We start from the raw sequence: 16,513 nt of genomic DNA on the forward strand, positions 1-16,513 counted from the left end.
CGTCTTCGCTCGCATTCGCCGAGCCACGAGCAAGAACGGCGGATAGCGCCGCCATTTCGTGATCGAGGGCAGTGTTGAAGCGGCCGAGAACGGCCGATCCTGTCAGCCGGTTGGGTGGCCCACCCGCCGGCCGGCTAGAACAGGCCGGATTCCAGCCCCGCCGCCATCATCAGCCCCAGTTCTTCGCACTGATCCTCGAAAGCGGGGTCGAATTCGTCCTGACAGATGAGCGGCGCCTGCACCGCTTTCCAGCGCAGCCCGCCGGTAATGCTCTCGATGGCCCGGCGTGTGCCGGTGCCGTCCAGGCCGGCGCGGATATAGAAGGCAAAGGGCAGCGCATCGGTGTGATCGAGGCAGTGGTAGTAGCTGCGGTCGAAAAAATCCTTGAGCGCGCCGCTCATGGTGCCGAGGTTTTCCGGTGTGCCGAGGATCACCGCATCGGCGCCGAGCACATCGTCGGGCCCGGCCTGAAGCGGTGCGATCCAGCGCGCGTCGACGCCTTCGATATCCGGGTGGCGGATGCCCCGCAATACCGCATCCCGTAGGCGGCGCGTGTTCGGCGAAGGCGCATGGGCGATCACCACGATCTGGTATCTGGACTCAGGCATAGCGCATCATCTCAATCGGAAAATAAATCTGTTTGTAAATTTATCGTTTCTGTCATACGCGGCTGCTATGATCCATATTGCGCTTGGCTGCGAGAAACAAAAGGGGCCGCCATTGCGTTGGAATGGGTTCCGGCCCGGTCGGCGATTTCCTGTTGGCAGGGTTCATGAAGAGTTGAACGAAAATAACGCTTGCGAATTAAAATTCAGGGTTTTATGCGATATTTCTTTCACCGTCAATTAGATTGTAAGTGATCGATTGTTACGCGATCGCTGCGAGTCGTTGTATCGTAATGAGTTCCGCGCTCTTTAAAGTCCTATCGTATGGATTTGGTCATCGTTAACCCCCGAAAATGACAGCTAAAACAGTCGAACGCAATCGTGAACGGTGCCCCAAGTGTGACAGCTTCGGGGTGCTGCCGCTGCGTCGTCATGGCTTTCGCAAGATAATGAATCTGCGTAATTATTATCGCTGCATCGACTGCGGCCATCAGTTCCTGCAGAAGCGCCGCTAGCCAGGGCTGTGGTGCTATGCTTGCGCCATATTCCTCGGCGCATGTATTCACGTAATGAATGTTCGGGATATCGACCTGAACCTGCTTGTGTTTCTCGATGCGCTATTGCGCGAGCGCAGCGTCACGAAGGCCGCACTGGCCATGGATATGAGCCAGCCGGCCATGAGCAACGCGCTGCGACGTCTGCGCAAACTTTTGGGCGACCCGGTGCTCGTGCGCACCGCCAGCGGCATGCAGCCCACCGATCGCGCGCTCAAGCTGCAACGCCCGGTTCGCAATGCGCTGGCCCAGCTGGAAAGCGCGATTGCGCCTAACCGGGCATTCGAACCGGCCACGGCCGAGCGTCTGTTCACCATTCTGATTACCGACTATGCCGCCTCGGTGCTCATGCCGCATGTAGTCGGCGTGCTCGAGCGCGAGGCACCGAATATCGCGCTGAATATCCTCAGTGCCGGTAGCGACGCCATCGACCAGATCGAGCGCGGCGAGGCCGATGTGCTGGTCAACCGTTTCGGCAAACTGCCGGCCAACTTCCACCAGCAGCAGCTCTGGAGCGACCGCATGGCCTGCCTGATCCGCAAGGATCATCCGGCGCTGGTCGAGGCCGGCGGCGAGCTTACGCTGGAGACGTTTCTTTCGGAAAAACATATTCTGATCACCCAGACCGGGATCGGGCTGAGCCGTATCGACGAGGTGCTGGCCGATTCCGGGCGCTCGCGCCAGATCAGCGTGCTCACCCGCCACTATCAGCTGCCGCGCGAACTGGTGGCCAACAGCAACATGATCGTCGCGCTGCCGGCCCGGATTGCCCGCTATCAGGCGCGCCATCTCGGCCTGGCCGTGCTCGATCCGCCGCTGGAACTGCCGGAGTTTCATATCGGCATGGCCTGGGGCGCGCTCGATCATCACGACGTGGCCCATCGCTGGCTGCGCGAACGTATTATCGCCATTGCGCGCGAGCATTTGAGCTGACCACCGCCTGCGGTGTGCGACCATGAATTCAAATGCCGCCTCGGCGAGCGCGGCATCACGCGCAATCAATACAAGAGGAGATAAGCATGACGGATCGATTCGACCTGACCGGCCGCGTGGCCCTGGTGACCGGCGCGGGCGGCGGCCTGGGCAGCGGCTTTGCCACGGCGCTGGCCGCAGCCGGGGCGAAAGTCGTGCTGTGCGGGCGCCGCGAAGGCCCGCTGGTGACCGCGGCCGATGCCGTACGCGCGGCCGGCGGCGAAGCGAGCGTCGTACCCATGGACGTGAGCGACGCCGAGTCCGTCGCGGCCGGTTTCGATGCGGCCGAGCAGGCATTCGGTACGGTCGATATCGCCGTCTGCAACGCAGGCGTGGCGATCGCCGCCCCGGCCATGGACATGAGCGAAGCCGACTGGCTGAAAACGATCGATATCAATCTCAACGGCTGCTGGCGGGTGGCGGTCGAATGTGGCCGACGTCTGCGCCAGGCGGAAAAGCCGGGCAGTATCGTCAATATCACCTCCATTCTCGGCCACCGCGTGGCCTCGGCGGTCGCGCCCTATGCCGCCTCCAAGAGCGCGCTGGAACAACTCACGCGTAGCCTTGCACTGGAATGGGCCCGCTACGGTATCCGCGTGAACGCGATCGCGCCCGGCTATATCTCCACCGATATCAACCGCGGCTTTTTCGACACCGAGGCGGGCCAGAAGATGCTCAAGCGTATCCCGCAGCGCCAGCTCGGCCAGGTCGAGGATCTCGTCGGCGCGTTGTTGTTGCTCGCCTCCGATGCCGGGCGCTACATGACCGGCAGCACGATCGCCGTCGACGGCGGGCATTTGCAGTCCACGCTGTAGGGCGCGCGATCACGCGCGGTGTTCGGGGCAGTCGAGCGCGGGCTGCTGCCCCGGCACGCGCGGTAAAATAAACGCTGTTCAAAAACGCGTTATGATGCGTCGGGATTGGCTTTTCAAGCGGTCGGCAATCGACGTGAAACCGCGAAGCCGGCCCCGCTGCTGCGCCGATAGAACCGGCGATCAACGGCGGGGCGCCGCGGTCGCGGTCGGGCCGGAACCCGCTGCAAAATCGAGGGCGCCTGGATGGCACGCCGTAGCGAACACACCCGCGAACAGCTCCACGAACTCATCCTGGACGCCGCTGAGCAGTTGATGGTCGACAAGGGGCTGGCCGGTTTGAGCGCGCGCGCCATCGCCCGCGAGATCGGTTATACGCCGGGTACGATCTATCTGGTGTTCGCCAATCTCGACGACGTCATTCTGCATGTGAATGCGCGTACGCTCGATCGGCTGCGCGTGCCCATGCAGCAGGCTGCGGCCGCCCATGCCGAGCCCACCGAACAGCTGTTGCATGTGGCCCGGGCCTATGCCGAATTTGCCCGCGCGCATCCCAACCTCTGGCGCGCCTGTTTCGAACACCGGCTGCCGGAAACCGTGCCCGGCCCGGACTATATCGACGACCGGATTGGGGCGCTGGTGGCACTGATCATGGAACCGCTCGCGCAGGTATCCGGTGCCCAAGGTGCTGCGCTCGACGCCGCTGCCCAGGCGTTGTGGAGCGGGGTGCACGGCGTATGCATTCTCACCCTGACCGGCAAGCTGCATATGGTCGGCGGCCAGGCTACCGAGCACCTGACCGACGACCTTGTCAGCAACTATCTGGCCGGCCTTACGGCGCGGACGGCGTAGCGCCCGTCGGCCTTGCGCCCGTGGGCGCATCCTGCGCTGGCAGCGGCTCGCCACTATCGAGCATGGTTTGCACGCGCTGTTGCAGATCGGCCGCCCTGACCTGTTCCGGGGGCACGGCTTCGCCCGCGATTAATTCGATATGCGAGCGAAAACGTTGCGGCAGGCGCTGCATCGCCGGGCCGCCCTTGCGCGAAAAGAAGCTGCCCCACATGCCGCGCAGGGCCATCGGTACCACCGGCACGGGCGTGCGTTGCACCACGCGTTCCACGCCCTGGCGGAATTCCTGCAGCTCGCCGTCACGCGTAATCGCGCCTTCCGGGAACAGGCACACCACCTGACCATCTTCCAGCTCGCGAGCGATGGCGTCGTAGGCGGCTTCCAGGCGCTCCGGGTCTTCCTTGGCCGGGGCAATGGGGATGGCCTTGCCGGTACGGAAAATGAACGACAGCACCGGCACATCGAAGATGGTGTGATACATCACGAACCGGGCCGGCCGGCGCACCGAGCCGCCCAGGATGAGCCCGTCCATGAAGCTCACGTGATTGCACACCAGCAGCACGCCGCCCTCATCCGGGATGTTGTCCAGACCGCGTTTGCGCACGCGATAGATCGTGCTCACGAGCAGCCAGATGATGAAACGCATGGTGAACTCGGGCACCAGCGTGAAGATGAACACCACCACCGCCGCGGTCATTACGGCCGTCGCCAGAAACAGCCCGGGAATGCTCAGCCCCAGCTGCAGCGCGCCCACCGCGTAGAGCGACGCCAGCACCATGAACAGGGCATTGATGATGCTGTTCGCCGCGATGATGCGCGACAGCCGATCACGCGGCGCACGCTCCTGGATGAGAGCGTACAGCGGCACGATATAAAAACCGCCGAACAACCCGATCAGGCCCAGATCGGCCAATATGCGCCAACTGCCATCCAGCGCCAGAAACGCCCACAAGTCGGCCTCGCCCGCGTGATCGGCCACGCCGGCAAAGCCCAGATGCAGACTGAACAACACCAGGCCCGCCGCGCCGAAGGGCACCAGTCCCAGCTCGATACGCCCGCCCGACAAGCGGTCGCACAGCATCGAACCAATGCCAATGCCCAGAGAAAACAGCGCCAGCAAAAGGGTGACCACCGTCTCGTCGCCGCCCAGATCCACGCGCACATAGTTGGGCAGCTGCGCCAGATACATCGCGCCCACCGCCCAGAACCAGCTGATACCCATGATCGACAGAAAGATCGTACGGTTTTCACGCGCATAGCCGACGATGCGTATCGTCTCGCTCACCGGATTCCAGTTGAGCTTGATGGCCGGCGCATTGGGCGCGGTACGCGGAATGAGCAGGCTCACCAGCCAGCCCAGCACGGCGAAGGCCAGCACGCTCGCGCCGATCACCACCGTCCGGTCGCCCACGGTATGCACCAGCTGGCCGCCCGCGATCGTGCCCAGCAGAATCGCCAGGAACGTGCCCAGCTCCACCATGCCGTTGCCGCCGGTGAGTTCGCGGTTATCCAGATGCGCCGGCAGATAGCCGTATTTCACCGGCCCGAACAACGTGCTCTGCGCGCCCATCAGAAACAAAAGCACCATCAACAGCGTCAGGCTGTGCAGCGCAAACGCCACTGCAGCACCCGCCATGATCACGATCTCCAGCGCCTTGATCCAGCGCATGAGCGTGGCCTTGTCGTACTTGTCCGCAATCTGGCCGGCCGTGGCCGAGAACAGAAAGAAGGGCAGAATGAACAACGCCGCCGCCACGTTCACCAGCACGTTCGTGCTCATGCCGCCCTCGGTCATCGCCCAGCTCGAGCCCTGAAAGGCGATGAGGATCACCAACGCATTCTTGAACAGATTGTCGTTGAACGCCCCAAGGAACTGGGTGAAGAAGAACGGCGAAAACCGCCGCTCGCCAAGAAGCCTGAACTGTCCGGAAGCCATGTCGCGATCCGTATTAATTAAACGGTGTTCAATTTATAGCAGCAACAAAATTTGCACGCAAGAGACGGGCTGCATGGGCTGTGCATATCCGCGCGGTGGTTGTTTGCGTAGCGGCCGAACATCGTTGGCCGCGGGGCGTTATCCGTTTCCTTGTTAGCTGCTACGGGCAGCCACCAAGCGTCCGCCATTCAGGGGTCGTTCGACGGATCGAGATTCCTGAGCTTGGCTCAGGCCTTTTTCACAAACTGAGCGGTCACCATCATGTCGCCGACGCCGTCGACCTTGCAGTCCAGCTGGTGATCCTTGCTATCAGCAAGCCGTTTGATGACCGCTTTCGTGCCCACCTTGAGCACCAGTGAGCTGCCCTTGACCTTGAGGTCTTTGATCATGGTGACCTTGTCGCCTTCCGCTAACGGCGTGCCGTGGGCATCTTTGACTGTTACGGCGTCTTCCGTCTCTGCCTCGGCCTCAGAAGGGTTCCACTCGTGGGCGCACTCGGGGCAAACGAGCAGGTTTTGATCCTGATAGACGAATTCAGATTGGCAATGAGGGCAAGGCGGGCAGGACATGAATGATGGCTTCTATGGCTTGGTTCGGGCTGCGTATGATACTTGGGCCATGGCACAAAGAGGGCCAGCGTGCCCAGCTGTGCTCAAGGACGTCATCGACGGCGTTTACGACGAACCGCACCTGCTTTCACGCTACCCGATAGGTATCCACCCGCCAGCGTCGGTTACGAGACTGGCGGATGGGCGTGGCGCGGCGAGCGGGGCCTTGATAAGCAGACTCCCTGAGATCGTGTGCGTTGTACGCCATTACACGAAGCTCCCTTCTTCCTCGCGGTTGAGAGCCACGATCACGGAGGAATGATCCCCGGCATGCAAGCGATCCAGCGCAGTCTCGTCGCCGAACTCATCGCGAGGTTCGTTCAGCCAAAGCCACGCGGGCCAGCCATTGCCGTGAATGGCGACGATCTTGTCCAGGCCGGGCAACCAGACAGGGCCACGCGGACTAACGTCTTCGGCGAACTGGGTCTTGGGGAACACCACGCCGCCGACCTCTTGCGACAAGCCGATAATTCGACCGTCTCTATAGCGGTTGTAGATCGTGGTGTGCGATGCATTCAGGTAGTCGGCCATTGCCCGGGCGGAGAGCATCTCGTCGCTTTGGCTGCGGGACGGGTCAGGCGCAAATGTCCGCTCGGCCATCCTCGCCTGAGCCTGCTCGCGCGTAAGAATGCCCGGTTTCACATTGTCCGGCGGCGCAGCGGGGTCGCTAGCATTCAGCGCTTCAATCAGCTCACCGGTTTGTGAACGCGAGGGCGCTTCAAACCCCGTCTCGGGTAGCCGGACGCTCTGGGCGAAAGGTACACGCTCGAACTCGGACTCGAAGAACGCGTCAACCGGCGCGTTCGTGGACGCCAAGTAAACGACTTCCTCGTCCTCCGGCGGATTCATGAGCGTTTCAAGGCGCATGACCTCCGTAATGAAGTCGTTCCGGCCGCGATGAAGAGCCCGTTTCGCATGGCTGGAGCTGCTAACGAACGCACCATGCTTGTGACTGAGATTGTCAGCCGCAAGACGCATGACCAACCGGCCGATCAGTTTTTGCCGGTCGCTATCGAGTTTGTCGAACTCGCTTTCGAGCCACGAAGTCAATCCATGGCCTCGATCGCTCACGTTTTCGGATGCCATGACGCAAACTCCTTGTGACGTCTGACAGTCGTATAGTCCGTCCATCCATGAATTCTGTCAACTTTGTAAAGTCTGTATAAATAGTTAATCGCATGGATGCGGCCAATGCGCCGGTGGCTTTGTGCGTCGCTTTATGAAGCCGCATAAAACCGGGGTTTTCGGGTTAATAATGCGCGTAGGCGCGCTTGGGTGTTGCGGTCGAAGGGGTGAAGCCACTGGCAAATGAAATACCGACAGACGCTGGCGTTTTGTTTTGCAACGGAATTGCAAACAGTTGACCGTGTCAGCTGATTTGAGGCCGGATGAATAAGCCGTTTCGCGCTTCGAATAGCGCCATTGTCCCGCGCATGGCGGCGCCCATTTTCCAAGCTGAACAACTCGTTCAGCTTGGTGGAATTTCCAGTCCTTAATTCGCTCTTTAAAAATAAGCAGTTATGATTAGACCGTTCCCCGCATGCGCGGGGATGAACCTCTGTCATTTAAGAGCCTCGCGCTTGCCACGAGCCGTTCCCCGCATGCGCGGGGATGAACCGCTCGATCCGAAAGCTGATTCTCCAGCGTTATACCGTTCCCCGCATGCGCGGGGATGAACCGGTATCGCTCTGGAACCGCTCAGACACGCCGTACCGTTCCCCGCATGCGCGGGGATGAACCGGCGCCCTGCTGCGTCTCTGAGCGCGATAGTGTCCGTTCCCCGCATGCGCGGGGATGAACCGCCGGTGTTGTTGGATCTAGTAAACGAGAATCTCCGTTCCCCGCATGCGCGGGGATGAACCGGTCCGGCCGAACTCGAACTTGATGCTCGGCCCCCGTTCCCCGCATGCGCGGGGATGAACCGTGCTAGGTAGATTCGGCGCGTGTCTGGCTTGACCGTTCCCCGCATGCGCGGGGATGAACCGGCTATAAGCTCAATTAACTCGGTCGAACAGGTCCGTTCCCCGCATGCGCGGGGATGAACCGAACTCAGGGAGGCCGGTATAGATACCGGGCAACCGTTCCCCGCATGCGCGGGGATGAACCGGCAGCAACCAGCAGGAGGCCCACTAATGGCCATCCGTTCCCCGCATGCGCGGGGATGAACCGCACTACGGCGGCCACGAGACGCCCGGTGCCGACCCGTTCCCCGCATGCGCGGGGATGAACCGCGCCCGCTGGCGGCGAACACCATGCGCCGGATCCGTTCCCCGCATGCGCGGGGATGAACCGCCGATCTCCAACGTGCCTGTGATTACCGGCTCCCGTTCCCCGCATGCGCGGGGATGAACCGAATGCGGTTTCGCCCGCATCGAGATTCGTGGTCCGTTCCCCGCATGCGCGGGGATGAACCGGGTCTGGGTCTTTTCTGGGTCTGGTTCTTGTTCCGTTCCCCGCATGCGCGGGGATGAACCGGCAACGTGCTCGACGAACCGTGCCCGGTCGATCCGTTCCCCGCATGCGCGGGGATGAACCGCAGGATCAGTTCAGCGAGGCGGATCACGCCGCCCGTTCCCCGCATGCGCGGGGATGAACCGTTCTCGGGCGATGCGGCCCGGCCGACGTTCGACCGTTCCCCGCATGCGCGGGATGAACCGCCAGCGCCCGTGCAACGGCGATCCAGCAGGCCCCGTTCCCCGCATGCGCGGGGATGAACCGCGCACTCGACAATTCGAAAGGCTCGCTTAGCGCCCGTTCCCCGCATGCGCGGGGATGAACCGGACGATAAGCCCACGGCGACGCTGCACAACGTCCGTTCCCCGCATGCGCGGGGATGAACCGTACAGGTAGAAGGCGTTGCGCGGACTGTCGGCCCGTTCCCCGCATGCGCGGGGATGAACCGGTCTGATGTTCGCTGCGCTGCGTGGTCTGCCGCCGTTCCCCGCATGCGCGGGGATGAACCGATCGACGATCTGCGTCTGGCCATGCTGCAGGCCCGTTCCCCGCATGCGCGGGGATGAACCGGCGATCAACGTCGGCACCACGCTGAACAAGGACCGTTCCCCGCACACGCGGGATGGACCATTCAACAGGCTAAAGCGCCTGAACGATCAGGCCCAGTTCCCCGGGCTCGAGGATGAGTCACAATCACTCATGCTCAGGACCGCCCCGATCTCCCTTAACGCCCGCGCGCATGAATCGCCTGCCAGCCGAGGCTCGCGCACTCGTGGCCAGGTAATTCGCCACGTAGCTGATGGGATTAGTCGCCATGCGTTTTCCGGAACGTCGGCCTTTGTTGTGGCTGCATATCAAGTAGCGAAGCCGCGCTTGGTCTTCTTCGCTCTTTGTACTTTTCTCGCATTTGTTCTTGCAGGGTCACGAATTGACCCACCGCGTGTTTCATGCTGACGATGCGGGCTAGAAAGAGAGCAAGGGCATGTCAGAACGAGAAGGCCGAGAAGGCCTACACCAATCCATAGCCACATTTTCTGCGTTAAGTCCGCAGGCACGTTCGATCTGGTCGAAAAGCGCGGCGGATGAAGAAAGCGCCGGTCACAATTTGCTGGCGCATATGCTGGACGTGGCGGCGGTTGTGGAAACACTGCTTCAACATGAGCCACTCACAAGCCTGGATTGGGCCAGCCGCGCGCTCGGATTGCCCCGGGAAAGCTGTAGGCGCTGGATTGCCGCGATTGCCGGCTTACACGATTTCGGTAAAGCCATTCCGGGTTTCGTCATCAAGTGGCCAACCGGTCATGCGCGTGCCGAGGCCGCCGGCCTTGGTTTTCCAGATCAGGCAGAGGAGCGGGGCAACCATTCGTTGGCCACCGCGGCACTCCTTGCAGAGCCGCTCGGCGAGCTGACTCGCGCACCGTGGAGTTGGGTGCTGGCCATCGTGCAGGCGATCGCCGCGCATCACGGCCGTCACTTCCGCGCGGACGAAACCCGCCATGGTCGGCCTGTCGGCGAGTCTGCCGAGTGGGCGCGCGCACGCCGCGAAATACTCGATGTGTATTGGCGCACGCTCGATCCGCAAGGCTGTCCAAGCCACGAAGATCTGGATCTGGTCGCGGTGAACTGGCTGGCCGGCTTGACCAGTACCGCGGATTGGATCGCCTCCAATGTGTCGTGGTTCGCTCTCGGCGAGCGACATGACGATTTGCAAGCGTACTACCAGTCGGCGCGCGAGCTGGCGAGCGCCGCGTTGGCGGATGCCGGTTGGCCGCGGTTTCGACAACTTCTGTCCGAGCCTTTACCGGTGGACGCTCTCCTTGGCCGCATCCGCGGCAAACCCACGGCGCCGCGCCCGTTGCAGCAGGCCGGCGAGGCGTTACTGCAAGATGCGCAAGGGCCGACGTTGCTCTTGGTCGAAGCGCCGATGGGCGAGGGCAAGACCGAGTTGGCGTATCTGGCCTATCTTCGCCTGCAGGCCATGAACGCGCATCGCGGACTGTATGTCGCTTTGCCGACCCAGGCGACCGGCAACGCGCTTTTCGACCGTACCCGAGAGTTTCTCCGTGCCTTCGACGAAACGACGACGGTGAAACTCGTGCACGGCGGTGCGGCGATGAACGAGCAGCTACGCCATCTGCGCGGTATTGCGCACGACAATCGGGAAAGCGTGTCGGCGTCGGTCTGGTTTTCCCAACGGCGTCGGCCATTGCTGGCGCCGTACGGGGTGGGCACGGTCGACCAAGCACTGCTCGGTGTGCTCAATGCCAAACATCATTTCGTGCGGTTATGGGGCTTGGCAAACCGAGTGGTCGTCCTGGATGAGGTGCATGCGTACGACACCTACACCAGCGTGTTGATCGAGGCGCTCGTACGTTGGTTGAGGGCCATGGGCAGTTCGGTCGTGCTCATGAGTGCGACGCTGCCGCAGGCCAAACGGGATCGGCTGGTTCGGGCCTGGGGTGCCGATCCGCAGGAGCTGCCCCAAAGCGACTACCCGCGGTTAACACAAATCGATGCGCACTCGGTCCGCGGCATGACGGTTGGCTACCGGCCGCAGGCGCCCATTACGGTGCACGGGCTCGACGAGTCGTTGGAGGCGATCAAGGAGCAGGCGATCGCCTTGCTTGAGGAGGGTGGTTGCGGAGCGGTAATCGTCAATACGGTCGATCGCGCGCAACAACTGTTTCGGTTGCTCGAGCCGCACACGCATGCAATCGGTATCGAAACAGTGCTGTTTCATGCGCGATTTCCGGCAGATCAGCGCGCCGACATCGAAAAGCGCGTGCTCGCACTCTTCGGTGAATCGAGCGACTCCAACGCCGAGGGGCGGCCCGCCAAGGGCTTGCTGATTGCGACCCAGGTCGCCGAACAATCGCTCGATCTGGACTTCGATTTCATGCTGAGCGATCTCGCGCCTATCGATCTGCTTCTGCAGCGAGCGGGGCGCATGCATCGCCACGACCGGCTGCGTCCGGCCGCGCATGAGCACGCGCGCCTGTGGATCGCGGGGTTGCATCACGATCACTTGCCGTCGCTCAAGGAAACCGCCTGGGAATATGTCTACGACCCGCTCGTGCTCGGACATACCTGGGCCTGTCTTCGCGAGCGCGACCTCCTCAACCTGCCGAGCGATATCGATGCGCTGGTCCAGCATGTCTATAGCTTTCCGGAATTGTCAGACGCGATAAGTGAGCAGATTCGCGATTTCATCGAAATCGAATCCTACGGTGCTCATTTGGGGACCGAGAAAGGCAAGCACCAGCAGGCGATCGATATTTCATTGGACCCGGAGGACGAGCCGGCTCGGGCCTACCAGAACAAGCCGTTCGGCGGTGATGACGAGCAGGGCATGCGTAATGTGACCCGGCTCGGTCCGGACTCCGTGAATCTCGTACCCATCGATGTCATCGACGGCGCCTGGACTGTCGACGGAACCGTCATCGATCCAGAGAAAGTGCCGTCCGACGATATTGCACGCCAACTCTATGCCCGCCAGTTGCGCGTGTCGCGCAAGGCGGTCGTGCTCCATTGCCAGCAGGCAGAGCGGCCACCGGCATTCGACGAGCATCCGCTTCTGCGCCATCTCTATCCAATGCCGCTGGTCGCCGGGCGTTGTGAGCTGGGCGGTCAGTCGCTCTATCTGGACCCAGCACTGGGCCTTGTTTATGAAGCAGGTGAGAAGTGAGGGGAAGAAATTCTTCCCCTCGTCGTCCCCGCTTTCGTGGGGAAAGCGAGCATTTCGCCGCTATGCGAAAGGGCTACTCGGTTCATCTCTGCTGGCGCAGAGGGCTCGACTATAAGCCAATCGTCTAGGTGACGAACCTAATGCTTAAAGGTCTACTATTTATGGAAGACGTAAAATTCGTGGCTCGGGCGCGCATCGGTACGGGGGTTACATGACAGACACGAACGAGAGAAACCGGATAGGAGCCCAGCTTTCCGTTCCGGCGTACGATCTGCTTCGAGAGCCCTGGCTGTCGGTCTGCCTGACAGATGGCACGGTCACCTCGATGGGATTGATCGAGACGTTCGAACGCAGCCGAGACATCGTGGCGCTGGCCGACACTGCGCCGCCGACGCTCGTTGCGCAATACCGGTTGCTGCTGGCGATCACCCATCGCGCGATCACGATGGCGCAGGGGCGGTGGCGCGAATCCGAGCGGGCCGGCTGGTATCGCGATGGCCTGCCCATCGAGGCGATACGCACGTATCTGGAGTACTGGCAGGATCGCTTCTGGCTATTCCACGACACGCATCCGTTCATGCAGGCGGCCGTTCTGGATACGGCGAAGCCGACCCACGATAAACGCAAAAGCGTGGCCCAGATATCACTGGCGAGTGCGACCGGAAACACGCCGGTGGTGTTCGACCATGCGTTCGATAGCGAGCCGGCGGAACTCACACCGGCGCAGGCGCTGAATACGCTGCTCGGCTTTCTGCAATTCACCCCGGGTGGTCTGGTCAAGGTATTTCGCAGCGCGGATAAGGCCGGGCCGCTGGCCAATACCGCCGCGGTCATACCACTCGGCCAGAATCTTGCGGAGACGATCGCCCTGGCGCTGCATCCCGACCAGAGACGATCCGATGCCGAACCGGATAAACCGAGCTGGGAGCGCGAGCCGTTGACCGAAAGCCAACTTAGCGGTGTGCCGGTTCTGGCCACCGGGCCCAACGACCGCTACACGCGCCAAAGCCGTGCCGTGCTGTTTCAGCGAGAAGACAACGGCAATATCCGCTGGCTGCGCTTTGGCGCCGGTTTGGCATTGGGCGATAGCGATATCCAGCCCGATCCGATGGCCAGCTTTCGTGCCGGGCAGAACGGCCCGGTGCGCATCAGCTTTACCGAGGGGCGCGCGACCTGGCGCGATCTGCCCGCGCTCGTACCCGGGCCTGCGACAGAAAACGAAAATCGACGCCCAGCGGCGGTCATGGCCTATGCGGCCAGTCTGCACCGAGCACTCGGGCCCGGTGCGCATCGTCACCAGCCGTTGATGGTGGCCGGCTTGGCGAGCGATCAAGCCAAGTTGCTGCGGTGGCGCATGGAACAGATCGTGCTGCCTGCAAACGTCCTGATCGATCCGGATCGCTCCGAAACACTCCAGCAGAAGGTGGCGGGTGCCGAAGCGCTGTACTACGCGTTGCGAGCACTCGCCCGCGCGATGCTCGTGCACAGCATGCCCGATCCGGATAACAAGGAAACCAAGACACGAGCCCAGAGCCTGCTGGCAGCCGGGCCGCTTACAGCGACTTATTTTTCTGCGGCCGAACGCGCTTTGCCCGAGCTTATGCAACAACTCGGCGCCGGTGATTTCACGGCGGCGACGCAACACTGGAACGAGGCGCTGGATCGAGCGGCGCGGCGCGCCTGGAACGATGTCGTTGTTGGACTGGGGAGTACGCCCCGCGGCTTGCGTTCAGAGGCCCGCCATTATCCGCGTTTGATCGGGCTGCTCGCCAAACATGCGCCCACCAATAAACGCGCAGCGCCCGGAGACAAGTCATGACATCGCATGCGCAGACATTCGTCGACTATCTCGAAACGCTCCATCAGAACGATCGCGGCGCGATCGCCCATCTGCGTCACAGCCTGACGCGAGAACTTGGTGAAGATCCAAAAGCAATAACGCTCGTGGAGCGTTTCGTGGGTGGCGATCGACAAGCCGACGACCCGTATCGGCGCGCGCTGTATCTCGTGGCTGGCCTGTTCGCCAGCCATCCGGAGCGCGCCCGTACCTCTTTTGCCGAAGCGTTCGGCGCGCTCTGGCGTACACGAGACAACCCGAGCGTCGAACAGCGTTTCATCGCGTTGCTGGAAGCCGATGAACAGCAGATCGTGGCGCGACTACGCCAGGCCACGACGCTGCTCGCAGCGGACGGCTACGGATTCGATTACGCCCAGTTGATATCCGATATCGCCCTGTGGCTCGACCCGCGCAAGGAAGAGCATCGGTGGCGTGCGATGCGACAACGCTGGGGGCGCGGCTTCTATCGGGCGGTGTTCGCGGATCGGGTGGTAAACAGCGATCCGGAGGTCTTCACGAAACACCTCGTAACCCTTACGAAAGACGAATCCAGCGGGCTGGCGCGTCTGCGTCGAAGCCTGACGTTGCCGCCGGGCGAGGACCCGGCGGTGTTCCCGTGGGTAGAACCCTTCGTCGACCCGGCGTGGAAAAGCAACGATCCGAGACGTCGCGCCCGCTATCTCGTGGCGGGTCTGTTCGCGATCCATCCGGTGTACGAGCCGAACCGAAGCCTGGCCAAAGCACTCAATAAGCTCGCCGCGCAGCAAAAAGACGACGGCGAAAGCATCGAACGCCGTTTCATTGCGGTACTCGGCGCCTCGCCCGACACCATGGCCGATCATCTACGCCAGGCGATGGGCCTGCTGCGCGATACGGGGATCGGCTACGACCCGACACGGCTCATCAAAGATCTGGCGATCTGGTTGGCGCGCTCCCCGAACATCGCGCGGCTGGATCGGCGGCGCCAACGCTGGGCGCGGGATTTCTACTGGATACCGCGCCGCGACGAACACGATACCCAATCCGAAACACTACAAGAGCAGGGGGCCTGAACATGCGTGCATTCCTCGAATTCCACATCATCCAGAACTTCGCACCGTCGAATCTCAATCGCGACGACACCGGCGCGCCCAAGGACGCCATCTTCGGTGGACATCGTCGGGCACGGGTCAGCAGCCAGTGCTTCAAGCGGGCCACGCGATTGGCGGCGGCCGAATACAACCTCATCGATGAGTCGCATCGCGGCATTCGCACCAAACGCCTCAAGCGATTGCTGATCGAGCGACTCATCGATCGCGATCCTGAAGAGGCCGCGGGCAAGATCGAAAGCGCGCTGGCGGCAGCAGGGCTTAGCCTGTCCAAGAAGGACAGCGAAAAGACCGAATACCTGCTCTTTCTAGGCGAGAAGGAAATTACAGGCTTTGCCGAGCTGGTCGACGAGCACTGGGATGAGCTGGCCGATGTCGATTCGGCCGCCAACAAGAAACAGCGCAAGGCCGCTGCGCCGCCGGAGGTGACCAAGAAAGCCAAGGCGCTTCTCGATGGCGGCAAGGCCGTGGACATTGCGCTGTTCGGCCGCATGCTCGCCGATCTGCCGGCGGTCAACCAGGACGCTGCCTGCCAGGTGGCTCATGCGATCAGTACGCATCGCGTGGAACGCGAATTCGACTATTACACGGCGGTCGACGACGACCTGGGGCCCGAGGATGAGCCGGGTGCGGACATGATCGGTCAGATCGAATTCAACTCCGCGACTTTCTATCGCTACGCGGTACTCGACATCAACAAGCTGCTCGACAACCTGCAGGGCGATCGTGAGCTGGCCTTGTCGGCGATCGAGGCATTTGCCACAGCGTTCGTGCGTGCTGTGCCCACGGGCAAACAGAACACCTTCGCGGCGCACAACGCGCCGGATTTTATCGGTGTGAGCCTGCGTCATGTCGCGCCGATGAGTCTTGCCAACGCGTTCGAAAAGCCCGTGACGGCGGATCTGCGCGAGTCGCTCACGGAACAATCGGTGCAACGATTGCAGAAGACCGACCAGAAGCTATCGGCTGTTTACAGCGACGGCCAGGACCAGTGGCTCTATCTGGATCTGACCGGCCAGTGGGAAAACAACGATCAAAGTGAGGCGGTGCCGAATCTGGGTCAGCTTGCCCAACGTGTACGCAACATTGCAGATACAGCACTGGAGGCGTAGT

At 62.0% G+C, this 16,513-nt stretch carries 11 protein-coding genes and 2 CRISPR repeat arrays; of the genes, 7 read left to right on the forward strand and 4 right to left on the reverse strand.

Annotated elements, in window-relative coordinates:
• Positions 1–134: 134 nt before the first annotated feature.
• Positions 135–608 carry a flavodoxin family protein gene (locus T5B8_RS17030; protein ID WP_353180565.1) on the reverse strand — a complete coding sequence of 158 codons (474 nt, stop codon included), beginning with the start codon at positions 606–608 and terminating at the stop codon, positions 135–137.
• Between the two features lie 566 nt (positions 609–1,174).
• On the opposite strand from T5B8_RS17030, the gene T5B8_RS17035 reads away from it, so the two are divergent.
• From T5B8_RS17035 to T5B8_RS17045, 3 genes are all read left to right on the forward strand, one after another.
• Complete coding sequence (locus T5B8_RS17035; protein WP_353180566.1) at positions 1,175–2,092, forward strand: LysR family transcriptional regulator; 918 nt, start codon at positions 1,175–1,177, stop codon at positions 2,090–2,092.
• An 86-nt stretch (positions 2,093–2,178) separates the two neighbouring features.
• The gene (locus tag T5B8_RS17040; RefSeq protein ID WP_353180567.1) at positions 2,179–2,946 is read left to right on the forward strand and encodes an SDR family NAD(P)-dependent oxidoreductase; all 768 of its coding nucleotides are present in this window, start codon (positions 2,179–2,181) and stop codon (positions 2,944–2,946) included.
• Positions 2,947–3,189: 243 nt separating this feature from the next.
• The gene (locus tag T5B8_RS17045; protein WP_353180568.1) at positions 3,190–3,795 is read left to right on the forward strand and encodes a TetR/AcrR family transcriptional regulator; all 606 of its coding nucleotides are present in this window, start codon (positions 3,190–3,192) and stop codon (positions 3,793–3,795) included.
• On the opposite strand, the gene T5B8_RS17050 is transcribed toward T5B8_RS17045, so the two are convergent.
• From T5B8_RS17050 to T5B8_RS17060, 3 genes are all read right to left on the reverse strand, one after another.
• Entirely contained in the window at positions 3,776–5,728 is a 1,953-nt protein-coding gene (locus tag T5B8_RS17050; RefSeq protein WP_353180569.1) for an MFS transporter, read from the reverse strand. The genes T5B8_RS17045 and T5B8_RS17050 overlap by 20 nt on opposite strands.
• A 227-nt stretch (positions 5,729–5,955) precedes the next feature.
• A complete protein-coding gene (locus tag T5B8_RS17055) occupies positions 5,956–6,297 on the reverse strand; it encodes a zinc ribbon domain-containing protein YjdM (protein ID WP_353180570.1) in 342 nt (113 codons plus the stop codon).
• Between the two features lie 246 nt (positions 6,298–6,543).
• Positions 6,544–7,422: a hypothetical protein gene (locus T5B8_RS17060; protein WP_353180571.1), complete on the reverse strand. Its 879-nt coding sequence runs from the start codon at positions 7,420–7,422 to the stop codon at positions 6,544–6,546.
• 443 nt (positions 7,423–7,865) lie between these two features.
• A CRISPR array of direct repeats spans positions 7,866–8,934; the repeat unit is 29 nt; unit sequence CCGTTCCCCGCATGCGCGGGGATGAACCG.
• A gap of 91 nt (positions 8,935–9,025) precedes the next feature.
• Positions 9,026–9,360: a CRISPR direct-repeat array (repeat unit 29 nt; unit sequence CCGTTCCCCGCATGCGCGGGGATGAACCG).
• Between the two features lie 412 nt (positions 9,361–9,772).
• On the opposite strand from T5B8_RS17060, the gene cas3 reads away from it, so the two are divergent.
• The 4 genes from cas3 (at position 9,773) to cas7e (ending at position 16,512) form a co-directional block, all read left to right on the forward strand.
• The gene (gene cas3, locus T5B8_RS17065) at positions 9,773–12,475 is read left to right on the forward strand and encodes a CRISPR-associated helicase Cas3' (RefSeq protein ID WP_353180572.1); all 2,703 of its coding nucleotides are present in this window, start codon (positions 9,773–9,775) and stop codon (positions 12,473–12,475) included.
• Between the two features lie 211 nt (positions 12,476–12,686).
• Positions 12,687–14,294, forward strand: a complete 1,608-nt coding sequence (gene casA / locus T5B8_RS17070) for a type I-E CRISPR-associated protein Cse1/CasA (RefSeq protein ID WP_353180573.1) — start codon at positions 12,687–12,689, stop codon at positions 14,292–14,294.
• The gene (casB, locus tag T5B8_RS17075; RefSeq protein ID WP_353180574.1) at positions 14,291–15,364 is read left to right on the forward strand and encodes a type I-E CRISPR-associated protein Cse2/CasB; all 1,074 of its coding nucleotides are present in this window, start codon (positions 14,291–14,293) and stop codon (positions 15,362–15,364) included. Before casA ends, casB begins: the two co-directional genes overlap by 4 nt.
• 2 nt (positions 15,365–15,366) lie before the next feature.
• Positions 15,367–16,512, forward strand: a complete 1,146-nt coding sequence (cas7e, locus tag T5B8_RS17080; protein WP_353180575.1) for a type I-E CRISPR-associated protein Cas7/Cse4/CasC — start codon at positions 15,367–15,369, stop codon at positions 16,510–16,512.
• Position 16,513 lies beyond the last annotated feature (1 nt).

It is taken from the genome of Salinisphaera sp. T5B8, assembly GCF_040361255.1.
In the GTDB taxonomy this organism is placed as follows: Bacteria; Pseudomonadota; Gammaproteobacteria; order Nevskiales; family Salinisphaeraceae; genus Salinisphaera.